Here is a 15,127-nt window from a genome sequence, read left to right as displayed (position 1 = left end):
GCCCCGCCCCGTCAGGCCCCTCGCCTGCCGGGGCGCGGCGCGTTCACGGCTTGCGGGCGACCGCCCCGTACAGCGAGACGACCGCGCGCTCGTCGACGGTCTCCCCGACCGCGAGTTCCGGGTGCCAGTCGGTCAGCCGGACCACCCCCGGCTCGACGGGCTCGAGGCCCTCGAAGAACCGGGCGATCTCGTCGCGGGAGCGGGGCGCCAGGGTGACGCCGCCCGCCCGGTACATCTCGACCCCGCGGGCCACGGCCTCCGGGTCGAAGTCCGCCGTGAGCTGCGACAGCACCAGGTAGCTGCCGGACGGCAGGGCGTCGACGAGACCGGCCACCAGGGTGTGCGGGTCGTCCTCCTCGCCGAGGAAGTGCGTCAGCGCCACCAGGGACAGTGCCACCGGACGCGTGAGGTCCAGGGTCTGCCGGGCCTCCTTCAGGATCCGGCCGGGTTCGCGCACGTCCGCCTGCACGTAGTCGGTGGCGCCCTCGGGCGTGCTGCGCAGCAGCGCCTCTGCGTGCTTCAGCACGATGGGATCGTTGTCCGTGTAGACCACCCGCGACCCGGGCGCGATGCCCTGTGCGACCTGGTGCAGGTTCGGCTCGGTCGGTATGCCGGTGCCGATGTCCAGGAACTGCCGTACGCCCCCGGGGCCCGCCAGCCAGCGGGTGACGCGCTGCATGAACCACCGGTTGGTGCGGGCCACGTGCCGGGCGGTGCCGTCCACGCCCATGATCTGCCGGCCCAGCTCCTCGTCGACGGGGTAGTTGTCCTTGCCGCCGAGGAACCAGTCGTACACCCGGGCCGGGTGCGGCGTGGACGTGTCGATGCGTACGGCGCCGGTCATGCCTGTCCCCCTGATGCGTGCGTCCCGAAGCGGTCACGATCATCGCAGCGGGTGACCGCGCGGTGACAGGAGAGTATCGGCCGACCGTGGCCGGTTCACCGCGCTCTTCGGGGAACGCTCAGCGTGCGCTCGCCGCCAGCCCCGACAGCAGCACCCGGGTCAGCCCGTGCACCCACTCCGCGTCGGCCGGCTGGTTGCTGACCAGGGTCCGGTGCACCACCGATCCCGCCACCATGTCGAAGATCAGGTCGACCGCGCGGGCCGAGCGCTCCGCGTCGGACTCCGGGGGGAGTTCGCCCCGTTCCTGGGCGCGGGCGCGGCCCGCGATCACCAGCCGTTTCTGCCGGTCGACGATCGAGGCGCGGATCCGCTCGCGCAGCGCCTCGTCCCGGGTTGCCTCGGCGACCACCGCCATCAGCCCGCTGCGGGCCTCCGGGCGGGCCAGGATCGCGGCGAACTGCAGCACCACGCCCTCGATGTCGGCCGCCAGCGAACCGCGGTCCGGCAGCGTCAGCTCGTCGAAGAGCTCGGCCACGGCGTCCACGACGAGCTCGTTCTTGCCCGCCCAGCGCCGGTACAGCGTCGTCTTGGCCACTCCGGCGCGCACCGCGACGTCCGAGAGCGTGAGTCCCGACCACCCCAGGTCCACCAGCGCCTGCCGGGTCGCGGCGAGGATCGCGGTGTCGGCCGCGGCGCTGCGGGGGCGCCCGGTGCGACTGACTGGGTGGCGGCGCTGCATGGCACGACCATAACCGGCGGATTCCGTGCGGTGGTGAGGGAGATCACCGGGAACCGGCGCCGGGCACCGGCCCCTTGCCGTTACGCTACGACTCGTAGCGAAAGCACGTGAGCACCTGACGTGCCCGAGCGACGACCACCGTGCCGGGTGGGGACCCGGCGCACCAGCACCACACGAACGCCTGTGTTTCCCGGGCGCTTTTCACACTCACGCGGGGTACGGGGGAGGATAGACGCATGCAGCCACGGAACATGTCCATGAGCGGAGTCGTCGACCTCGCCGCGGTGAAGGCGGCCCAGGAGGCCAAGGCGAAGGCGGAGCAGGCGCGCGCCGAGGCCGCCCGCACGGGCGGCACCGGCGCCGTCTCGCCCGCCGATCTCGTCATCGACGTCGACGAGGCCGGTTTTGAACGCGACGTCCTGCAGCGTTCCACCGAGGTCCCGGTCGTCATCGACTTCTGGGCCGAGTGGTGCGAGCCCTGCAAGCAGCTGAGCCCCGTCCTCGAGCGGCTCGCCGTCGAATACAACGGCCGTTTCCTCCTCGCCAAGATCGACGTCGACGCCAACCAGATGCTGATGCAGCAGTTCGGCATCCAGGGCATCCCCGCCGTCTTCGCGGTGGTGGCCGGACAGGCCCTCCCGCTTTTCCAGGGCGCCGCGGGCGAGGCGCAGATCCGCCAGACCCTGGACCAGCTGGTGCAGGTCGCCGAGCAGCGCTTCGGACTGACGGGCCTGACCGTCGACCCGGAGGCCGAGCCGGGCGGTGCCCCGGCGGCCGACGAGATCCCCGCCGGCCCGTACGACTCCCTCCTGGAGGCGGCTGCCCGCGCGCTGGACGGCAACGACCTCGACGGCGCCGTGCAGGCCTACAAGAACGTGCTCGCCGAGGACCCGGCCCACCCCGAGGCCAAGCTGGGCCTCGCCCAGGCGGAACTGCTGCGCCGCGTACGGGACATGGACCCGCAGCGGGTGCGCAAGGACGCCGCCGGGAAGCCGGGCGACGTACCGGCGCAGATCGCCGCCGCCGACCTGGACCTGGCGGGCGGTCATGTCGAGGACGCCTTCGGACGGCTGGTCGACACCGTGGCCCGCACGGCGGGCGACGACCGGGAGGCCGCGCGCGTGCGGCTGCTGGAGCTGTTCGACGTGGTCGGCGCCGACCATCCCGCCGTGGTGACCGCGCGCCGCGCCCTGGCTCGCGCGCTGTTCTAACCCCTCGGATCCGGGCGCCCGTTCCGCCGCTTTCGCCCGTTACGGCGACGGGCGGGACCCGAGGTGCACGCTGGCAGGCAGAGGCCGAAGCGGCCGCGCTTTACCAAATCTTGGTAATCGCGGCCGCTGTTACTGCCAGTAAGTCAACCGAGTTGATCTGTCGGAATCTGTCCACTGATCAATGGTTTTGTACACCCCCATCGGTGCACCCAGCGTCGCCGCTCGGGTCCGCCGGGTCGTCCCGCGGTTATCGCGCCGTTACTAGCGAGTAACGAACCCCCTTGTGCAGGCGGCGAGAATGCACCACGATCGGCCACGCTCGGTCCATTACCCGTACCCCGACAGCCGGTCGGGCCGCGGGAACTCCTGGGTCCCCACCGAGCAGGAACGCCGGCAATGACGGCGCTCCTTGGACAGGGGGGTCTTCGCCCGTCCGGTGAAGCCTGTCCAGCAGGGTTGTGCGTGATGCGTGTCAGGCGCGACCAGTGGTTGTCGCTCGGGGGTGATCGCCGGTGATTCGGGCGCGTACCTCGCGTCGCCGAATGCGGGCGCTCTCCTTCCCGAGGACGTAGCACTTCTCCCATCCCTGCCCGACTCGGCCGCCGTTCAAGGCGGCGAGCCAGGACAGGAGATGTACGTCCGAGAAGGAGGAAATATGGAGTCCCAGGTGCGTGGCGGGACCAGATGGAAGCGGTTCGCTGTGGTCATGGTGCCCAGCGTGGCCGCCACGGCTTGCATAGGTGTCGCTCTCGCGCAGGGCGCCCTCGCGGCGTCGTTCAGCGTTTCCGGCCAGTCGTTCAAGGTGACCACGAAGGAGCTCGTCGGCGAGGGCTTCTCGCAGTACGGCGCTCTGGACGAGGGGTACACCCTCGACGGCAAGAAGACGGTTCACCCCGTCGCGGTCTCGGCGTTCAAGTCCGCGACCATCAAGAGCCTGTGCCAGTCGGTCGTCACCCCGAACATTCCGGTGCTCGGGAACGTCAGCCTGATCCTGCGCGCTGGTGACGGCGCTCAGCCGGTCGAGGCCAAGAACCTGTACATCGACGTCGCCGACCTGAACGCCGATGCGACGTTCACGAACATCGACATCGGTGTTGCCGCCAAGGACGCCAACAAGGGTCCGGGCATGAAGGGTGGCGGCGAGCAGGCCAACCCCTTCGGGTTCGCGCAGCAGGCCGACAAGGCCGTGCTGAAGGACGTGAAGCAGACGGCGTGGGCGACCACCGCCGGAACCTTCAAGCTCAGCGGCCTGAAGATGTCGCTCTCGACGGGCGTCAAGGAGTGCTACTAAGCACTCGCTGACGGGCGGGGGAGCCGGTGGCGCCCCCGCCCGTCCACCTTCCCACCGCGCTTTCACGCGCGGCGCACATCACCACCACAGCAACGCCATCCAGGGAGCTGTTTCTCATGAGCGCCGAGACTCCTGCCGCCTCCGGCCAGTTCACTCGCCGACGGCTGCAGTTCCGCGCCTGGCGTGGCCAGCGGCCTTTCTGGGCCGGTCTGTTCATCATCATCGGCGGACTCCCCATCGCCTACTTCCCGTACGCGAACCTGCAGATCGGTCACCTGACCCTGGCGATGGCGACCACCGCGGGCGCCGGGTCCCTGATCATCGGCGTGCTGCTCGTCGTCCTCGGCGTCAGCCTCTGGTTCCAGAAGCACATCCGCGTGTTCGCGGGTGTCGCGGCGATTCTGCTGGCGTTGGTGTCCATCCCCGTGTCCAACCTCGGCGGCTTCCTGATCGGCTTCCTCTTCGCCCTCGTGGGCGGCGCGATGGCCGTGTCGTGGGTGTCCGGCGAGCCGCCCGAGCAGGAGCTGCAGGCGGACAAGGGCGTGCACGGCGGCGCACCCGAGGGCGCCTTCCCCGAATCCACGGACTCCGGCCCCGCAGAGGGCGCCGCGGCGACGGGTGAGCCGAACGATCTGTCAGGAACGAGCCCGGCGAACGGGGCGAACGGGAGGCACAGTGCCGGCTGACGAGGTGACCCACGGGGCTGATGTGGAGGCGTCCCGTGTGAGAACCGGGCCGCGACACGCGGCACCCAAGAAGCCGCTGTTCACCAGGTTCCACATGCCCGCGGGGAAGGCGATAGCCATAGCGGCGATGCCGACCGCGGTACTGATGGGGATGGGCTTCACCCCGACGCTCGCCCAGGCCGACGACCAGCCGTCGTCGAGGAATCTCACGGCCGACGAGTTCAAGGAGTGCCTGGAGGCCATCGAGAAGGCGGAGAAGGGGGACGCGAGCGCGTCGCCCACGCCGTCCGCCACCGCGAGCGAGAGCGCCTCCGAGGACGACAAGGAGCCGTCGGCGGACCCGACCGGCTCCGCCCCCGCCCAGGAAGACCCGGAGAAGGACACGGGCAAGGGATCGGACTCTTCGCCGGATTCAGGTTCCGACGACGAGGCCGGGCCGGCGCCCACGCCCTCCGCGACCGCGGGCGGACAGGCGGCGGACACCGAGCCCGCCCCGTCCCCGTCGGAGACCGACAAGAACCTGCTGGAGCAGATCGGGGACGCCATCAAGGACGTCTTCACGCCCGGCGACAAGAAGGACGAGGAGACCCCGAGTCCCAGCCCGTCCGCCTCCGCGTCGTCGTCCGCCCCCGCCGGGGAGCCGGACGAGGGCGAGGAGACCGCGCAGAAGCCCGCGGAGAAGGCCGCCGAGACCGCCGGGGACACCGGTGAGAAGGCCGCCGACGCGGCGAAGGACACCACGGAGCAGACCGAGGAGCCGGAGCCGGAGGAGACGAAGGAGCCCGAGGCCACCGCCTCGCCCAGCCCTTCCGAGTCGTCCGGGATCGACCTGGAGGACTGCCCGGTCGCCACCGACGCCGAAGGCGGGGTCGACAACAACGTCCCGCTCCCCGACGACCCGTGGTTCCTGAACGCCAGCTCGCTGCTGCTGAAGGGCGCCGACTACAAGGGCATCGTCGAGGTGCGGACCGCCAACGGCACCAAGAAGAAGGTGCTGAAGTACGTCATCTCCGACGGCACCGACATCGGCGACCTGCACCAGACGGTCAAGGACAAGCAGTCCGGCAAGACGTACCACGTCCAGGCCGCCAAGGGCTCGACGTCGACCATCCGCGACGGCGACACCGTGATGTACACCGAGAGCATCTCCGGCAACCTGCTGGGCCTGATCCCGGTGACGTTCGACCCGGAGAACCCGCCGCCGCTGAACATCCCGCTGATCTACTTCACCAAGGTCACGGTCCAGCAGGCCGGCCAGTTCGGCGGCACCCTGCACGTACCGGGACTCCACCAGTACGTCACCGGCTGACGGCCCGCACCCCGAGCCCACCCCGGGAGCCGCAACACCGAGGGCGCCCCCTGCTCGCAGGGGGCGCCCTCGGGCGTTCGGTCGGTGCCGGGTCAGGCGGTCGCCTCGCCCAGGTGGTGGACGCGGACCATGTTGGTGGTGCCGGGGACGCCGGGCGGGGAGCCGGCGGTGATCACCACGATGTCGCCCTCGTTGAAGCGGCTCAGGCGGACCAGTTCCTGCTCCACCAGCGCGACCATCTCGTCGGTGCTGTTCACGAACGGCACCACGTGCGGCTCCACGCCCCAGCTGAGGGTCATCTGGTTGCGCGTGGACTCGTCCGTCGTGAACGCGATGATCTGCTGTGCCGCCCGGTAGCGGCTCAGGCGGCGGGCCGTGTCGCCGGACTGGGTGAAGGCGACCAGGCCCTTGCCGCCGAGGAAGTCGGCGATCTCGCAGGCCGCGCGGGCCACCGAGCCGCCCTGCGTGCGCGGCTTCTTGCCCGGCACCAGCGGCTGGAGGCCCTTGGAGAGCAGCTCCTGCTCGGCGGCCGTGACGATCTTCGACATCGTCCGGACCGTCTCGATCGGGTACGCGCCGACCGAGGACTCCGCCGACAGCATGACCGCGTCCGCGCCGTCCAGGATCGCGTTGGCCACGTCGGAGGCCTCGGCGCGGGTCGGACGGGAGTTGGTGATCATCGACTCCATCATCTGGGTCGCCACGATCACCGGCTTGGCGTTGCGCCGGCACAGCTCGATCAGGCGCTTCTGCACCATGGGGACCTTCTCGAGCGGGTACTCGACGGCCAGGTCGCCACGCGCGACCATCACGCCGTCGAACGCCATCACGACGTCCTCCATGTTCTCCACCGCCTGGGGCTTCTCCACCTTGGCGATGACGGGGACGCGGCGGCCCTCCTCGTCCATCACGCGGTGGACGTCGGCGACGTCCTTCGCGTCCCGGACGAAGGACAGGGCGACCAGGTCGCAGCCCATCCGCAGGGCGAACCGCAGGTCCTCGACGTCCTTCTCGGACAGCGCGGGCACGTTCACGGCCGTGCCGGGCAGGTTGATGCCCTTGTGGTCGGAGATGACGCCGCCCTCGATGACGATCGTCCTCACCCGGGGGCCCTCGACGTCCAGCACCTTCAGCTCGACGTTGCCGTCGTTGATCAGGACCTGGTCGCCGCGGGAGACGTCGCCCGGGAGGCCCTTGTAGGTGGTCCCGCAGATCGTCTTGTCACCGGGTACGTCCTCGGTGGTGATGGTGAACTCGTCACCGCGCACCAGCTCGACGGGGCCCTCGGCGAAGGTCTCCAGACGGATCTTGGGGCCCTGGAGGTCGGCGAGGACGCCGACGGCCCTGCCCGTCTCCTTGGCGGCGGCCCGGACCCGGTCGTACCGGCCCTGGTGCTCGGCGTGCGAGCCGTGGCTGAAGTTGAAGCGGGCCACGTTCATGCCGGCTTCGATCAAAGCGACGAGCTGCTCATGGGAGTCGACCGCGGGGCCGAGAGTACAGACGATTTTCGAACGGCGCATGGGGCGATCCTATCGGTTTGTTTCGCTACGGAATATTCCGTCTGGCGGAATGTACAAATGAGGTTCCCGATGCTCAGTTGTTCTTTCCGACCAGTGCGTATGTCTGCTGGGCGATCTCCATTTCCTCGTCCGTGGGTACCACCGCGACCGCGACCCGTGCCCCCTCGGGCGAGACCAGCCGCGCCCCGCCGCCGCGCACCGCGTTGCGCTCGCCGTCGACCGCCAGGCCGAGCCCTTCGAGGCCCGCCACCGCGGCCTCCCGCACCTCGGCGGAGTTCTCGCCGACACCGGCGGTGAAGGCCACCGCGTCCACCTGTCCGAGAACGGCGTAATAGGCGCCGATGTACTTCCTCAACCGGTGAATGTAGATGTCGTAGGCGAGCTGCGCCCGTTCGTCGCCCTCGGAGATACGGCGCCGGATCTCCCGCATGTCGTTGTCCCCGCACAGCCCGACCAGCCCGCTCCTCTTGTTCAGAAGGGCGTCGACCTCGTCGGCGGACATTCCGCCGACGCGCATCAAATGGAAGATCACGGCCGGGTCCATGTCACCGGACCGCGTACCCATCACGAGCCCTTCCAAGGGGGTGAGCCCCATCGAGGTGTCCACGCAGCGGCCCGCCCGCACGGCCGAGGCGGACGCCCCGTTGCCCAGGTGCAGCACGATCACGTTCACCTCCTCGGGCGCCTTCCCCAGCAGCCGCGCCGTCGCCCGGGAGACGTACGCGTGCGAGGTGCCGTGGAAGCCGTAGCGGCGCACCCGGTGCGCGTCGGCGGTCTCCACGTCGATCGCGTAGCGGGCCGCCGACTCCGGCATCGTCGTGTGGAACGCGGTGTCGAAGACGGCGACCTGCGGCAGGTCCGGGCGCAGCGCCGTCGCCGTGCGGATGCCGGTGAGGTTGGCCGGGTTGTGCAGCGGCGCCACCGGGATCAGCCGCTCGATCTCGGCGAGCACCCGCTCGTCGATCACCGTCGGCTCGGTGAAGTACTTGCCGCCGTGCACCACCCGGTGGCCGATCGCCAGCAGCTCGGGGGAGTCCAGGCCGAGACCGTCGGCCGCGAGTTCCTCGCCCATCGCCTTCAGCGCGGCCTCGTGGTCGGCGACCGGGCCGGTGCGCTCCCGGGTCTCCCCGCCGGACGCCAGCGGGGTGTGGCGCACCAGGGAGGTGCGCTCGCCGATCCGCTCCACGAGACCGGACGCCAGCCGGCTGCTGTCGCCCATGTCCAGCAGCTGGTACTTCACCGACGAGGAGCCGGAGTTGAGGACGAGGACACGGGAGGGGCTCACTGGGCGGCTGCCTTCTCGCTCGGGGCCGGGACCTGCGCCTGGATGGCGGTGATCGCGACGGTGTTGACGATGTCCTGCACCAGGGCGCCCCGGGACAGGTCGTTGACCGGCTTGCGCAGGCCCTGGAGGACCGGGCCGACGGCGATCGCGCCGGCCGAGCGCTGCACGGCCTTGTAGGTGTTGTTGCCGGTGTTCAGGTCGGGGAAGATCAGCACGGATGCCTGGCCGGCCACCTCGGAGTCCGGCAGCTTGGTCGCCGCCACCGACGGCTCCACGGCCGCGTCGTACTGGATCGGCCCCTCGATGCTCAGGTCGGGCCTGCGCTCGCGGACCAGCTCGGTCGCCCGGCGCACCTTGTCCACGTCGGCGCCGGAACCGGACGTGCCCGTCGAGTAGGACAGCATCGCGATCCGCGGCTCGACCCCGAACCGCGCCGCCGTGACCGCCGACTGCACCGCGATGTCGGCGAGCTGCTCGGCGTCCGGGTCCGGGTTGACCGCGCAGTCGCCGTACACCAGCACCTTGTCGGCCAGGCACATGAAGAACACCGAGGAGACGATGTCCGCGTCGGGGCGGGTCTTGATGATCTCGAAGGCCGGGCGGATGGTCGCCGCCGTGGAGTGCACGGAGCCGGACACCATGCCGTCGGCGAGGCCCTCCTCGACCATCAGCGTGCCGAAGTAGTTCACGTCGGACACCACGTCGTACGCCAGCTCCACGGTGACGCCCCGGTGGGCGCGAAGCGCCGCGTACTTCTCCGCGAAGGAGTCGCGCAGCTCCGACGTGGCCGGGTCGATCAGCTGGGTGTCGCCCAGGTCGATGCCCAGGTCGGCGGCCTTCTTGCGGATCTGGTCGACGTCGCCGAGCAGCGTCAGCTCGCACACGCCCCGGCGCAGCAGCACCTCCGCCGCGTGCAGCACCCGCTCCTCGGAGCCTTCCGGCAGCACCACCCGGCGCAGGTCGGAGCGGGCCTGCTCCAGCAGCTTGTGCTCGAACATCATCGGGGTGACGCGGTCGCTGCTGGGCGCGGACACCTCGCGGGTGAGCTCGGCGGTGTCGGTGTACCGCTCGAACAGGCCGAGCGCCCGCTCCGCCTTGCGCGGGGTGGCCGCGTTCAGCTTGCCCTCCAGGGAGAACAGCTGCTCGGCGGTGGGGAAGCTGTTGCTCGGCACCGACAGCACCGGGGTGCCGGGCGCCAACCGGTCGGCGAGGGTGAGGATGCGCTCGCCGGGCACCTCGTCCAGGGTCAGCAGCACCCCGGCTATCGGTGGGGTGCCGGCGCTGTGCGCGGCCATCGCGCCCACCACCAGGTCCGCCCGGTCGCCCGGGGTCACCACCAGGCAGCCGGGGGTCAGCGCGGCCAGGAGGTTGGGCAGCATCGCACCGCCGAAGACGAAGTCCAGGGCGTCGCGGGCGAGTCCGGAGTCGTCGCCGAGGACCACCTTCGCCCCCAGGGTGTGGACGATCTGGGACACGGTGGGCGCGGACAGCGCGGGTTCGTCGGGCAGCACGTAGCAGGGCACGGGCAGCCGGGTGGCGAGCCGCTCGGCGATCTCGTCCCGGTCCTCGCGCGCGACCCGGTTGACCACCACCGCCAGTACGTCGCAGCCGAGGGTGTCGTAGGCGCGGTAGGCGTTGCGGGTCTCCGCGCGCGCGGACTCGGCGGTCTGCTTCCGGCCGCCGACGACGGGGATGACCGAGGCGCCGAACTCGTTGGCCAGGCGGGCGTTCAGGGACAGCTCGTCCGGGAACTGCGTGTCCGCGTAGTCGGTGCCCAGCACCAGCACCACGTCGTAGTCACGGGCCACCAGGTGGAACCGGTCGACCAGGGTGGACACCAGCTCGTCCGTGCCGCGCTCGGCCTGGAGCGCGGACGCCTCGGCGTAGTCCATGCCGTAGACGGTCCCGGGGTCCTGGGAGAGCCGGTAGCGGGCGCGCAGCAGTTCGAAGAGCCGGTCGGGACCGTCGTGCACCAGGGGGCGGAAGACGCCCACCCGGTCGACCTGCCGGGTCAGCAGCTCCATCACCCCGAGCTCGACGACCTGGCGGCCGTCGCCGCGGTCGATTCCGGTCACGTACACGCTGCGGGTCACGCGCGCTCTCCCTTTCGTCGAGGGGCTTCGTCGGGGGCCGCGAGGGGCGACGGCGGGGCCTGGAAACCGCCCACACAGGTGAGCGGATCCCTCTTGACAATACCCGCGGCGCTGGCTAGGACGCCCGTGCATCGGGCCGTCGGCGGTGCTCCGGGGGACGTGAAAGAATCGGCAACGGCTCACCGGTATCGACAGCGACCAGGAGACACAGCACGATGCGTATAGGAGTCCTCACCGCAGGCGGCGACTGCCCTGGGCTGAACGCAGTGATCCGGTCGGTCGTGCACCGGGCGGTGGACAATTACGGCGACGAGGTCATCGGCTTCGAGGACGGCTACTCCGGCCTGCTGGACGGCCGCTACCGGACGCTGGACCTCAACGCGGTCAGCGGCATCCTGGCGCGCGGCGGGACCATACTGGGTTCCTCCCGGCTGGAGCGCGACCGGCTGCGCGAGGCCTGCGAGAACGCCTCCGACATGATCCACGAGTTCGGCATCGACGCGCTCATCCCGATCGGCGGCGAGGGCACGCTGACGGCGGCCCGCATGCTGTCCGACGCCGGTCTGCCGGTGGTCGGCGTCCCCAAGACGATCGACAACGACATCTCCTCCACGGACCGCACCTTCGGCTTCGACACGGCCGTCGGCGTCGCCACCGAGGCGATGGACCGCCTGAAGACCACTGCCGAGTCGCACCAGCGGGTGATGGTCGTCGAGGTCATGGGCCGGCACGCGGGCTGGATCGCCCTGGAGTCCGGCATGGCCGCCGGCGCCCACGGCATCTGCCTGCCCGAGCGGCCCTTCGACCCGGTCCAGCTGGTCAAGATGGTCGAGGAGCGCTTCGACCGGGGCAAGAAGTTCGCGGTCATCTGCGTCGCCGAGGGCGCCCACCCGGCCGAGGGCACCATGGACTACGGCAAGGGCGAGATCGACAAGTTCGGCCACGAGCGCTTCCAGGGCATCGGCACGGCCCTGGCGTACGAGCTGGAGCGGCGCCTCGGCAAGGAGGCCAAGCCGGTCATCCTGGGCCACGTCCAGCGCGGCGGCGTACCGACCGCGTACGACCGCGTCCTCGCCACCCGCTTCGGCTGGCACGCGGTCGAGGCCGCCCACCGGGGCGACTTCGGCAGGATGACCGCCCTGCGCGGCACGGACATCGTGATGGTGCCGCTGGCGGAGGCGGTCACGGAACTGAAGACGGTCCCGAAGGACCGCATGGACGAGGCGGAGTCGGTCTTCTAGACCGGTCCCTTCGACTCCCGAGAGGGTGTCGCCCGGTCGGCGGCGGACCGGGCGGGCGCGTCCCGTGCGCCGTTCAGGCGCGGCCGCCGTCCTCGACCGCCGTCCAGAAGTGGTCGACGACGCGGGCCAGGAAGTCCCGCCCCGGGTCGGACGCGTCGGTGGGGCCGCCGCCCCAGCTGAGCGTGGCCGCCATGTGGCCCTGGTAGTCCTGGTGCAGCCGGTGCAGCACCTCCTCCAGGAGGCGCCGCTCCAGCGGGGCGATCTTCGACACCGGCCGGACGTACGCCTGCCAGCGCGTGGTCACCGCGTCGCGCAGCAGCTCCGCCAGGTGCTCCTCACGGCCGGTGACGGTGAGGGCGTCGGCCAGGGACAGACCGAGCAGTCTCGTCAGGGCGGCCGTCTGGCGCTCGGTGCCCCGCCATTGCCCCGTCTCCTCCATCCGCAGATACGCCTGGAGTTCGTGCCCCACGGTGTGGGCGACGTCCTCCGGGGCAAGGCCGCGGGCCATCCTGTGCTCGCGCAAGGTGCGCGGGCGGCCTATGAGTTCGCCGGGTGAACACCACAGCACGCCCGCGAGAGCGGTGAGTTCGGGATGGGACGGGGAGGCGCTGCCGCGTTCCCATGCGGCGACGAGGGCCGGCGTGACGTACTGCAGGTCGTAGGAGGCGCGCAGGGCGTGGGCCACATGGTCCGGGCCCAGGCCCAGCGCGGCGCGCAGCCGCCGGGCGGCGGGGGCGTTGAACGGCGGGGGCGGATGGCGGTCGCTGCGAAGGGGAGGTCGGCGCACGGCCCACAAGCTAGGCGCGAACGCCTGGGGTGACTACGGTCTGTTCGGCCAGGAACACGGATCGTAGGAAGGTACGGCTACCGGCCGGTCGCGTTTCGGCGGGAGGACCGGGCCGGTCCCGGAGCGACGCGCTCCGTATTGCGAACGGCAAGCTCAGTGGGCATATGCGTGTCCGCACGCCCCCTGCCCGCGCAGGAGCGGGACGGAACGGACGCCCGCCCCTCGCACCCCCGTACGGGCTCCGCGCCCCGTGCGCCCCTCCGCCCGCGTCCCGGCGCGCGGCGCGAATCCGCCGGTCACCCCTTCACCGCACCGCCCAGCGCGAACCCCGCCCCCAGCCGCCGCGAGATCAGTACGTACAGCAGGATCACCGGCGTCGAGTAGACGATCGAGAACGCGGCGAGCTGGCCGTACGCCACCATCCCGCGGTTGCCGAAGAAGTCGTTGATGCTCACCGACGCCGGCATCAGATCCGGGCTGAGCAGCAGCATGAACGGGACGAAGAAGTTCCCCCACGTCATCACGAACGAGAAGACGGTCACCACCGCCAGGCCCGGCCCCATCAGCGGCAGCACGATCCGTGCGAGCGACTGCAGCGAGGACGCCCCGTCGGTCCAGGCCGCCTCCTCCAGTTCCCTCGGCACGCCGTCCATGAAGTTCTTCATCAGCCATATGGCGAAGGGAAGTTGGGAGGCGGCGAAGAAGAAGACCGTGCCCTGCACGGTGTCGATCAGATTCACCCGCACGAACAGCGCGTACACCGGCACCATGATCGCGGTGATCGGGAGGCTGGTCGCGAAGAGGATCGTCAGCAGGAACGGCCGGTTGAGCCGCGACCGGAAGCGGGACAGCGGATACGCGGCCAGCGCCGCGCACACCACGGTCAGCGCGGTCGCGCCCCCGCAGAGGACCAGGCTGTTGAGCAGCGGGGTGAAGGTGATCTCGTCGGTGAGGATCGCGTCGAAGTGCTCCGCCGTCAGCCCGTCCGGCGCCTTCACCCGCAGACCGGCGTGCGGGTCGACCGCGGAGAGCACCACCCACGCCAGCGGCAGCAGGAACGCGACGGCGACGACGAGCAGCCCGGCGTCGGCGGCCAGCCGCCGGGCGGTGCGGCGCGACGACAGGGACCGCGACGACAAGGACCGCGACGACAGGGACATGGCGGTCAGACCTCCGTCCGCAGCAGACGCATGTAGAGCAGCGAGAACAGCGAGCCGACCAGCAGAAGCAGCAGCGCCACCGCCGTGCCGTAACCGATCAGACTGTTCTGGAAGGCCTGCTCGTACATGAACAGCGGCAGCGTCTGGCTCTTCCCGCCGGGGCCGCCCCGCGTCATCACCCAGATCAGACCGAACACCGACAGCGTCTGGAGTGTGTTGAGCATCAGCGTGGTGCCGATCGAGCGGCGGATCATCGGCAGCGTGACGTGCCACATCCGGCGCCACCCGCTCGCCCCGTCCACCTCGGCGGCCTCGGTGATCTCCTTCGGGATCTCGTTCAGCGCAGCGGAGTACACCAGCATCGAGAAGGCGGTGCCGCGCCACACGTTGGCGAAGGACACCGCGAGGATCGGCAGGGTGAACAGCCAGTTCTGCGACGGCAGGTGGAGGAGGTCCAGGACCGCGTTCAGCGTGCCCTCGCGGCGGAAGAAGGCGTACAGCAGGAACCCCGCCACCACCTCCGGCAGCACCCACGCCGTCACGACGACCCCGCCGGTCAGCGTGCGCACCGGCTTCGACGCCCGCCGCATCAGCGCGGCCAGTGCCAGACCCAGGGTGTTCTGCCCGACCAGCGCCGACACCACCGTGAACACCAGGGTCAGCCAGACGGCGTTGAGGAACGCCTCGTCGCGGAACGCCCGCCGGAAGTTGTCCAGACCGACGAACGACTCCTGCGCCTGCCCCGTCAGCTGCAGATCGGTGAACGCGATGAGGACGCAGTACGCGATCGGCCCCGCGAGGAACACCAGCAGCAGGGCCAGCGCGGGGGTGAGCGGCAGGAGGCGGGGGAGGAACCGGCGCAGGGCGCGCCGGTCCCGAGGGGACGGAGAGGCGGCGGGCGGGCCCGGGGTCTTCGCGAGGTCCGGGCCCGCGTCAGGTGCGGCGGCGGTCATCGGAGCGT

13 protein-coding genes are annotated in these 15,127 nt (G+C 70.8%); 5 read left to right on the top strand and 8 right to left on the bottom strand.

Annotation, left to right across the window (positions count from 1 at the left end; all coding sequences use genetic code 11):
* Positions 1–43: 43 nt before the first annotated feature.
* Together ACF1AG_RS08850 and ACF1AG_RS08845 are read right to left on the bottom strand one after the other, a co-directional pair.
* Positions 44–844, bottom strand: a complete 801-nt coding sequence (locus ACF1AG_RS08850) for an SAM-dependent methyltransferase (RefSeq protein ID WP_359599148.1) — start codon at positions 842–844, stop codon at positions 44–46.
* Positions 845–962: 118 nt separating this feature from the next.
* Entirely contained in the window at positions 963–1,583 is a 621-nt protein-coding gene (locus tag ACF1AG_RS08845) for a TetR/AcrR family transcriptional regulator (RefSeq protein WP_359599149.1), read from the bottom strand.
* Between the two features lie 236 nt (positions 1,584–1,819).
* Here ACF1AG_RS08845 and ACF1AG_RS08840 point away from each other — a divergent pair, with 236 nt between their 5' ends.
* From ACF1AG_RS08840 to ACF1AG_RS08825, 4 genes are all read left to right on the top strand, one after another.
* Positions 1,820–2,794 (top strand): tetratricopeptide repeat protein, encoded by a 975-nt coding sequence (locus ACF1AG_RS08840; protein ID WP_391809541.1) that lies wholly within the window; start codon positions 1,820–1,822, stop codon positions 2,792–2,794.
* Between the two features lie 655 nt (positions 2,795–3,449).
* The gene (locus ACF1AG_RS08835; RefSeq protein WP_354763626.1) at positions 3,450–4,085 is read left to right on the top strand and encodes a DUF6230 family protein; all 636 of its coding nucleotides are present in this window, start codon (positions 3,450–3,452) and stop codon (positions 4,083–4,085) included.
* A 116-nt stretch (positions 4,086–4,201) separates the two neighbouring features.
* Complete coding sequence (locus ACF1AG_RS08830) at positions 4,202–4,771, top strand: DUF6114 domain-containing protein (protein WP_359599152.1); 570 nt, start codon at positions 4,202–4,204, stop codon at positions 4,769–4,771.
* Positions 4,761–6,080, top strand: a complete 1,320-nt coding sequence (locus ACF1AG_RS08825; protein WP_359599154.1) for a hypothetical protein — start codon at positions 4,761–4,763, stop codon at positions 6,078–6,080. Before ACF1AG_RS08830 ends, ACF1AG_RS08825 begins: the two co-directional genes overlap by 11 nt.
* Before the next feature lie 92 nt (positions 6,081–6,172).
* Here ACF1AG_RS08825 and pyk read toward each other — a convergent pair whose 3' ends face one another.
* From pyk to pta, 3 genes are all read right to left on the bottom strand, one after another.
* Positions 6,173–7,600, bottom strand: coding sequence for a pyruvate kinase (gene pyk, locus ACF1AG_RS08820; RefSeq protein WP_359599155.1), 1,428 nt, complete (start codon positions 7,598–7,600; stop codon positions 6,173–6,175).
* A gap of 73 nt (positions 7,601–7,673) precedes the next feature.
* Complete coding sequence (locus tag ACF1AG_RS08815; protein WP_391809540.1) at positions 7,674–8,885, bottom strand: acetate kinase; 1,212 nt, start codon at positions 8,883–8,885, stop codon at positions 7,674–7,676.
* Positions 8,882–10,978: a phosphate acetyltransferase gene (gene pta, locus ACF1AG_RS08810; RefSeq protein WP_391809539.1), complete on the bottom strand. Its 2,097-nt coding sequence runs from the start codon at positions 10,976–10,978 to the stop codon at positions 8,882–8,884. The genes ACF1AG_RS08815 and pta overlap by 4 nt, the downstream gene beginning before the upstream one ends.
* Before the next feature lie 215 nt (positions 10,979–11,193).
* Between pta and ACF1AG_RS08805 the strand changes: the two genes are divergently transcribed.
* Complete coding sequence (locus ACF1AG_RS08805) at positions 11,194–12,219, top strand: ATP-dependent 6-phosphofructokinase (RefSeq protein ID WP_359599159.1); 1,026 nt, start codon at positions 11,194–11,196, stop codon at positions 12,217–12,219.
* 73 nt (positions 12,220–12,292) lie between these two features.
* Here the strand turns inward: ACF1AG_RS08805 and ACF1AG_RS08800 are convergent, their stop codons facing one another.
* The 3 genes from ACF1AG_RS08800 to ACF1AG_RS08790 form a co-directional block, all read right to left on the bottom strand.
* Complete coding sequence (locus ACF1AG_RS08800) at positions 12,293–13,015, bottom strand: XRE family transcriptional regulator (protein WP_391809538.1); 723 nt, start codon at positions 13,013–13,015, stop codon at positions 12,293–12,295.
* Between the two features lie 287 nt (positions 13,016–13,302).
* Complete coding sequence (locus tag ACF1AG_RS08795) at positions 13,303–14,166, bottom strand: carbohydrate ABC transporter permease (RefSeq protein ID WP_391809537.1); 864 nt, start codon at positions 14,164–14,166, stop codon at positions 13,303–13,305.
* 5 nt (positions 14,167–14,171) lie between these two features.
* The gene (locus ACF1AG_RS08790; protein WP_359599164.1) at positions 14,172–15,119 is read right to left on the bottom strand and encodes a sugar ABC transporter permease; all 948 of its coding nucleotides are present in this window, start codon (positions 15,117–15,119) and stop codon (positions 14,172–14,174) included.
* Positions 15,120–15,127: the final 8 nt, after the last annotated feature.

It is taken from the genome of Streptomyces sp. NPDC014764 (genome assembly GCF_043082785.1).
Classification (GTDB): Bacteria; Actinomycetota; Actinomycetes; order Streptomycetales; family Streptomycetaceae; genus Streptomyces; species Streptomyces althioticus.
Note: the sequence above shows the minus strand (reverse complement) of the source record. Positions and strands in the feature narration are given on the sequence as shown.

Coding starts and splice junctions, on each gene's coding strand:
- ACF1AG_RS08830 (WP_359599152.1), top strand. CDS start 4,202: ATGAGCGCCGAGACTCCTGCCGCCTCCGGCCAGTTCACTCGCCGACGG.
- ACF1AG_RS08805 (WP_359599159.1), top strand. CDS start 11,194: ATGCGTATAGGAGTCCTCACCGCAGGCGGCGACTGCCCTGGGCTGAAC.
- ACF1AG_RS08790 (WP_359599164.1), bottom strand. CDS start 15,119: ATGACCGCCGCCGCACCTGACGCGGGCCCGGACCTCGCGAAGACCCCG.
- ACF1AG_RS08845 (WP_359599149.1), bottom strand. CDS start 1,583: ATGCAGCGCCGCCACCCAGTCAGTCGCACCGGGCGCCCCCGCAGCGCC.
- ACF1AG_RS08795 (WP_391809537.1), bottom strand. CDS start 14,166: ATGTCCCTGTCGTCGCGGTCCTTGTCGTCGCGGTCCCTGTCGTCGCGC.
- ACF1AG_RS08840 (WP_391809541.1), top strand. CDS start 1,820: ATGCAGCCACGGAACATGTCCATGAGCGGAGTCGTCGACCTCGCCGCG.
- pyk (WP_359599155.1), bottom strand. CDS start 7,600: ATGCGCCGTTCGAAAATCGTCTGTACTCTCGGCCCCGCGGTCGACTCC.
- ACF1AG_RS08850 (WP_359599148.1), bottom strand. CDS start 844: ATGACCGGCGCCGTACGCATCGACACGTCCACGCCGCACCCGGCCCGG.
- ACF1AG_RS08835 (WP_354763626.1), top strand. CDS start 3,450: ATGGAGTCCCAGGTGCGTGGCGGGACCAGATGGAAGCGGTTCGCTGTG.